This is a genomic window from Arthrobacter luteolus NBRC 107841, from assembly GCF_001552075.1.
In the GTDB taxonomy this organism is placed as follows: Bacteria; Actinomycetota; Actinomycetes; order Actinomycetales; family Micrococcaceae; genus Arthrobacter_B; species Arthrobacter_B luteolus.
Map to the genome: position 1 here is coordinate 202,601 of NZ_BCQM01000007.1, position 6,477 is coordinate 209,077.

General features: G+C 66.3%; 5 protein-coding genes. 2 read left to right on the forward strand and 3 right to left on the reverse strand.

The features are described 5' to 3' along the window. The first annotated feature begins 92 nt into the window (after window positions 1–92). Window positions 93–1,454, forward strand: coding sequence for a DUF4032 domain-containing protein (locus AL3_RS13705; protein WP_066301973.1), 1,362 nt, complete (start codon window positions 93–95; stop codon window positions 1,452–1,454). A gap of 136 nt (window positions 1,455–1,590) precedes the next feature. Here the strand turns inward: AL3_RS13705 and AL3_RS13710 are convergent, their stop codons facing one another. Then, a complete protein-coding gene (locus AL3_RS13710) occupies window positions 1,591–2,394 on the reverse strand; it encodes a DUF4190 domain-containing protein (protein ID WP_066301974.1) in 804 nt (267 codons plus the stop codon). A 293-nt stretch (window positions 2,395–2,687) separates the two neighbouring features. Between AL3_RS13710 and AL3_RS13715 the strand changes: the two genes are divergently transcribed. Further along, on the forward strand, window positions 2,688–4,412 hold the full coding sequence (locus AL3_RS13715; RefSeq protein ID WP_174522148.1) for a glycoside hydrolase family 13 protein: 1,725 nt from the start codon (window positions 2,688–2,690) through the stop codon (window positions 4,410–4,412). A 119-nt stretch (window positions 4,413–4,531) separates the two neighbouring features. On the opposite strand, the gene AL3_RS13720 is transcribed toward AL3_RS13715, so the two are convergent. Together AL3_RS13720 and AL3_RS13725 are read right to left on the reverse strand one after the other, a co-directional pair. After that, entirely contained in the window at window positions 4,532–5,905 is a 1,374-nt protein-coding gene (locus AL3_RS13720; RefSeq protein WP_083521740.1) for an FAD-binding oxidoreductase, read from the reverse strand. 9 nt (window positions 5,906–5,914) lie between these two features. Then, entirely contained in the window at window positions 5,915–6,397 is a 483-nt protein-coding gene (locus AL3_RS13725; protein WP_083521741.1) for an SRPBCC domain-containing protein, read from the reverse strand. Between the last annotated feature and the right edge of the window lie 80 nt (window positions 6,398–6,477).

Consider the following 6,477-nt stretch of genomic DNA (forward strand, 5'->3'; position numbering starts at 1 on the left):
CTTTTCCCTGAACTAGACTGCTGGGAGAAGGCCACCGCACCGGTTTAACAAACCGCCGGTTTAGTACAGAGCCCACAGAAGGCATGCCGCCCATGACTGAAGCTGCGCGCGCCAACCAGCGCGATGAACCCACGGACCGAGAGCAGCCCGGAACTACCCCGCGGGGCCAGACCGATGAGGCCCAGGCGCCGCTGGGATCCCTGCATATCACCGCCGCTTCCATGGACCCGGCGCTGCTGGATCTCCCCTGGTCCATCCCGCTGGAGGAGTGGCCCAAGGAGAACCTCGCGGCGCTCCCCCGCGGCATTTCCAGGCACGTTGTCCGGTTCGCCAAACTTGGCGATTCCCTCATCGCGATCAAGGAGACCAGCGAACGGGTGGCCCTGCAGGAGTACGAGATGCTCCGCAAGCTCCGGCGGCTCAATATCCCCTGCGTTGCTCCCGTGGCCGTGATTACCGGCCGCACGGACAAGGACGGGGAGGAACTCGCTCCGGTGCTGGTGACCCGGCACCTTCGCTTCTCCCTGCCCTACCGTGCTGTGTTTTCACAGACGCTGCGGGCGGTGACATTGACCCGCCTGATCGACGCCCAGGCGCTGCTGCTGGTCCGCCTGCATCTCGCAGGCTTCTACTGGGGTGACGTTTCGCTCTCCAACACGCTGTTCCGCCGTGATGCCGGAGCTTTCGCCGCTTACCTGGTCGACGCCGAAACGGGGGAGCTTTACCCGGAGCTCTCCCCCGGGCAGCGCGAGTACGACCTTGAGATTGCCCGGGTGAACATTGCCGGCGAGCTTATGGACCTGGCCGAGGGCGGCCTGATCGAGGAAAGCGTTGATCCGCTCGCCACCAGCGAGCGCATCATGGAAAGCTACCGGAACCTGTGGGCAGAGCTCACCGAGCAGGAGTCCTTCGAACTCGGCGAACGCTGGCGCGTCAACGCCCGGATCCGCCGCCTGAACGAGTTGGGGTTCGACGTCGACGAGCTCACCATCCGCACCACCCCGGACGGTTCGCAGGTTCAGTTGCAGCCCAAGGTGGTCGACGCCGGCCACCACCAGCGCCGCCTGCTCCGCCTCACCGGGCTCGATGCCCAGGAGAACCAGGCCCGCCGGCTCCTGAACGATCTGGACTCCTACCGTGCCGACAACCATCCCGATCTGGATGAAGAGCTCAGCGCCCACCTCTGGGTGACCCAGGTCTTCGAACCGATCGTCAAGTCCGTGCCGCGTGAGCTCGGCAGCAAACTGGAACAGGCAGAGGTGGTCCACGAGGTCCTGGAACACCGCTGGTACCTCTCCGAAAAGGAGAACCGGAACGTGGGCCTCGCCGAAGCGGTGCAGTCCTATCTGGACACGGAGCTGCGGCACCGCCGGGATGAAGCCGCGATCCTGCTCAATCCGGATACCAAGACCATGCGCATCCTGGAGGGCGGCGGATCACCGGGGCAGCCCTAGCCCGTTTCCGCGTGCGGAAGCCTCCGGCAGGCATGACGCCCAGGGCATACGAAACTCCCCGGGCATGCGAAAGGCCGGGCCCGAGGGCCCGGCCTTTGCTGGTTTCCAGCGCGGATGATGCCGCTGGTCCGCGAAACTACAGGGACTGTTCGAACCCCGTGGAATTAACCCCGCACTCGTAGGTCATACCGTCAACGAAGTGGGTCCCCGGACCGTACTCCTGGCAGACTTCCACCACATCGAACACGGCACCGGCGGCGAACACGAAGAGGAAAATGGTGGCAATCACGGTGATCGCCAGCACGACGGCTCCGATGATGATGCCGGCCAGGGCAGGGCCGTTGCTTTCCTTGGCTTTCCTGGACTGGACCAGGCCTATGATGCTCAGGATCAGGCCCGCCACTGAGGCGTACGGGATGAAGAACAGGCAGGACAGAACCAGGCCGACGATTCCCATGACCTTTCCGGGCTTCTGCGCCGGAGCCTGGTAAGTGCCGGGATAGCCGTAGTTGGGGGTCCCGTAAGGCTGCTGCTGGCCGTAGGGTGCCTGCTGACCGTACTGCTGCTGGCCGTAGGGGGTCGGCTGGCCCTGAACCGGCTGGCCCGGATCCGCCTGCTGGCCATAAGACTGCTGCTGCCCCTGCCCGTACTGCTGCTCGTGCGGAGCAGCCTGCTGGCAGTACTGGCCTTCGGTGTTTTGGCCCCCGCCGTACTGGCCTTCGGTGTTTTGGCCCCCGCTGTATTCGCCATAGAGGGGCTGGGTGGGTGCACCGCCGCTGGGCGGAGTGTCGCCGGCCGGCTGGGCCGGTCCGGTGGAACCGGCCTGGCCGGCTGCCGTGGGCCCTTCCGGCGTCGCCTCGCCGTGCGGCTGTCCCGGCGCTGCGAAGCCGTTGGGCTCGCCGGCCGGCTGGCCGGCGTCGTCGTTGCGGTTCTCTGGCATGCTTCTCCCCCTGGGGCACTGGTTCTTAGGTACCTGGCCGGCGGACAGCCGCAGCTGTTCCGGCGATCGCCGCCAGTCTATCCTGTGCAATTGCGGCTAGGCTGGGCCCGTGAGGGTCCTTCCCCAAGTCAGCGACCCTTTCCATGTGCGATGCCAGGCCTTGACGCCTAGCTGTCCGAACCGGTCGTGCAGCTGTGGGAACAATCACCACCACACATCGGCACATGTGCCGGGAAGCCGGCGTTAACCAATACGTAAGCAGCCTGACCAGCGTGAAAAGGATGATTCCGTCCATGGACAATGCCCTCCGCGAAACCTCACGGCCTTCAACCGAGCTCCAGCTGGTGCCGGTCCACGAGGCTTCCGCTGAACGTGACCGTCAGTGGTGGCGCTCCTCGGTGATTTACCAGATTTATCCCCGCTCCTTCCGCGACCTCCGCGGCGACGGCATTGGCGACCTGCCCGGCATCACGGCAGAAATTCCCGCCCTGGCCGAACTGGACATCGACGCGATCTGGCTCTCCCCGTTCTACAAGTCGCCGCAGAAGGATGCCGGCTACGACGTCGCGGACTACTGTTCCGTCGACCCCATCTTCGGCACTTTGGAAGATTTTGACGCCCTCGCTGCCACCGCCGCGAAGCACGGCATCCGGGTGATCGTGGACCTGGTCCCCAACCACTGTTCCGACCAGCATGCGCTGTTCCAGGCTGCCCTCGCGGCGCCGGAGAACTCCCCCGCCCGGGACATGTTCATCTTCCGCGACGGCACCGGTGAGCACGGCGAAAACCCGCCGAACAACTGGCAGTCCCACTTCGGCGGACCGGCCTGGACCAGGGTCACTAACCCTGACGGCACTCCGGGCCAGTGGTACCTTCACCTCTTCGACTCCACCCAGCCCGACTTCAACTGGGACAACCCGGCTGTGAAGGACGAGTTCGAGCGCATCCTGCGCTTCTGGCTCGACCGCGGTGTCGGTGGCTTCCGCGTCGACGTCGCCCACGCCCTGATCAAGAAGTCCGGCCTGCCGGACTGGGGCGGCCGCGCCGACGGCGCCTCCATTGACGGCTTCCCCGGCCACGAGGCACCCATGTTCGGCCAGGCGGGGATCCACGACATCTTCCGCTCCTGGCGCAAGATCCTGGATGAGTACGACGGCGACCGCGTCCTGTGCGCTGAAGCCACCATCGATCCGCTGGACCGGCTCACTGACTGGGTCCGTTCCGACGAGATGCACCAGGCCTTCAACTTCGCCTACCTCCACCACCCCTGGGACGCCGCCGATCTGCGGCACACGATCGAAACCTCGCTGAACGCCTTCGACAAGGTCGGTGCCCCCACCACGTGGGTACTCTCCAACCACGACGTCGTCCGCCACGTCTCCCGGTTCGGGCTGCAGGGGCATCAGCTGCGCAGCGGCGACGGGATCGGCCCCAGCGACGCACAGCCGGACCACGTCCTCGGGCTGGCCCGGGCCCGTGCTGCGACGCTGCTGATGCTCGGCCTGCCCGGCGGGGTCTACCTCTACCAGGGTGAGGAACTGGGCCTTCCGGACCACACCATGATTCCGCACTCCTACCGCCAGGACCCGACGTTCCACCGGACCGACGGCGTCCGCGTGGGCCGGGACGGCTCCCGGGTGCCGCTGCCCTGGGTGGCGGATGCACCGTCGTACGGGTTCAGCAGCACCGGCAAGAGCTGGCTGCCGCAGCCAGGGCTCTGGGGCACCCACTCCCGGGATATCCAGGAACGCAACCCGGACTCCACACTGCACATGTACAAAACAGCCTTGAAGCTGCGGCAGGAACTCGGACTGGGCCATGGCTCGCTGTCCTGGTGGCCGGAGCATGACGCCGAGGGTGTTGTGGCCTTCGTGAACAACGGGGTGCTGGTGGTGATGAACATGGGCACCGAAGCCGTAGAGCTGCCGGAGTTCGAAATCCTGCACCAGAGCTCACCGGGCGCCATGGAGCACAACCGGCTCCGCCCCAACCGGACTGTCTGGATGCGGGTGGCCTAGGTTCCTGGCAGGTCCAGTTCCTGATCCGGCCGGGTTCCTGATCCGGCCGGACCGGACCAGGCCAGGCCGGCCGTGCCAGGCCGGCCATGCCAGGCCGGCGGACCGGACCAGGCCGGCGGCTAGATGCCGGGGATGGCCTTGCCCGGGTTCAGGATTCCTGCCGGGTCAAAGACTGCTTTGACCCGGCGCTGGAGTTCCAGCACCTCGGCTTGCTGCTCCTGCGCGAGCCAGCGCAGCTTGAACTGGCCGACACCGTGTTCGCCGGTGATGGTTCCGCCAAGTCCCAGGGCAACCGTGATGGATTCGTCCAGGGCAGCAGCCAGGCGCGCGGCGCCGTCAGCGCCCTCCGCGGTGTTGACCCAGAACGTCGGGTGCAGGTTGCCGTCACCCGCGTGGGCAACAACCTTGAGCCGGACCCCATGGCTCAGGGCCATCCGCTCGAGCTCGGCAACGTAGTGCACCAGCTGGGAGCGCGGCACAGCTACGTCTTCCCCTACCCGCAGTTCATGGTCGACGTCGTCCCCGCGGCTGTGCCGGCGTAGTTCCACGAGCCGCTCGGCTTCGGCTGAGCCTGCGGAGCTTACCGTTCCGCCGAGTCCGGACAGGACGCTCCGGACCGCGTCGGCTTCGGCTTCGGCGCCGAACCCGTCGGTTTGGATCAGCAGCAGCGCCCCTCCGCGGGTCCCGAGGTCCGAGCCGTGGGCGCCGTCGAGCGCTGCCATCGTGGCGCCGTCGAGCAGTTCCATGATCGCTGGCTGGACCCGTGCCGCGCCGACGGCGAGCACACCGGCCGCAGCCGTCCGGAAGTCCGGGAAGAAAGCTGCGACGGTCCGCACCTCACGGGGCAGGTAGCGCAGCCGGACGGTAATCCCGACGACGACACCGAGTGTGCCTTCCGATCCCGTGAACAGGCCCGTCAGGTCATAGCCCGCCACGCCTTTGAAAGTCTCATGCCCGGTGCGGATCAGCGTGCCGTCTGCCAGCACTACGTCCAGGGCCAGGACCGAGTCCCGCGTTACACCGTACTTCGCGCAGCGCAGGCCGCCGGCGTTGGTGGCGACGTTGCCGCCTATGGTGGAGATCCGGTAGCTGGCCGGATCCGGTGCGTACATCAGCCCATGCGTTTTGACGGCCTCATTGAGGTCCGCGTTGATGACCCCGGGTTCGACGACGGCGAGCTCATCACCCGGCCGAATGTCCAGGATCCGGTTCATCCTCTCGAGGCTGAGGACAATGCAGTTCCTGGTGGCGTGGGCTCCGCCTGAAACCCCGGTACCGGCTCCGCGCGGCACAACAGCTGTGTTCGTGCGCGACGCCCAGCGCAGGATGTTCTGCACGTCAGCCACGCTTTCCGCCCAGACCACCGCGAGTGGATCGATGAGGTCCTGCACCGGACCGTGGTCCTTGGCATACGCTGCCAGGGTTGCAGGATCGGTCGCTACGGAAGCGCCGGGGATGGCAAGCGTAAGGTCATGCAGAACGTCAGTGGTCATATCAGAAGGCTACCGGGCGCCCATGAACCGGGCGTAACGTTGCACCACGTTGCGCCACTGTCCCGCGAGCCGCTCACGGACCTCTTCTCCATCGGGAAGCCGGCCGAACCCCGAGTGCAGCACCGTCACCAGGGTGCCCTCTTCCTGCGGCTCAAACTTCAGCTCAACACTCGTGGCGGTGGTTGGGCTGTGTCCCAGGAACCAGTCCATGGCCAGCAGTTCCCCCGGTCTGATTTCCTGGACCGTGGCCCACAGCGCGGTCTCCTCGTCGAGGCTGGTTTCCGTCAGGGAGCCGCCTTCGAACTCCGGATGCATTCCCTCGCCGAACGTGCTGAACTCTTCCGGCCACCACAGGTGCAGGTACTCGTGGAAACCGCTGAACGCCTCCTCCGTTTCACGGGGAACAACGCAGCTTTCGACGATATCGGCGACGGCGGCCGTGGCCTGCTGCGGCTCGGGGTCCGGCGCATGGGAAAACAAGGAAGATGACATGCCTTCAGCCTACGTACTCCGCGGCCTGCTGGTCTGCAGTTCTCCTGGCCCGGCGTCCTACCCTGCCGGCCAGGTACGAG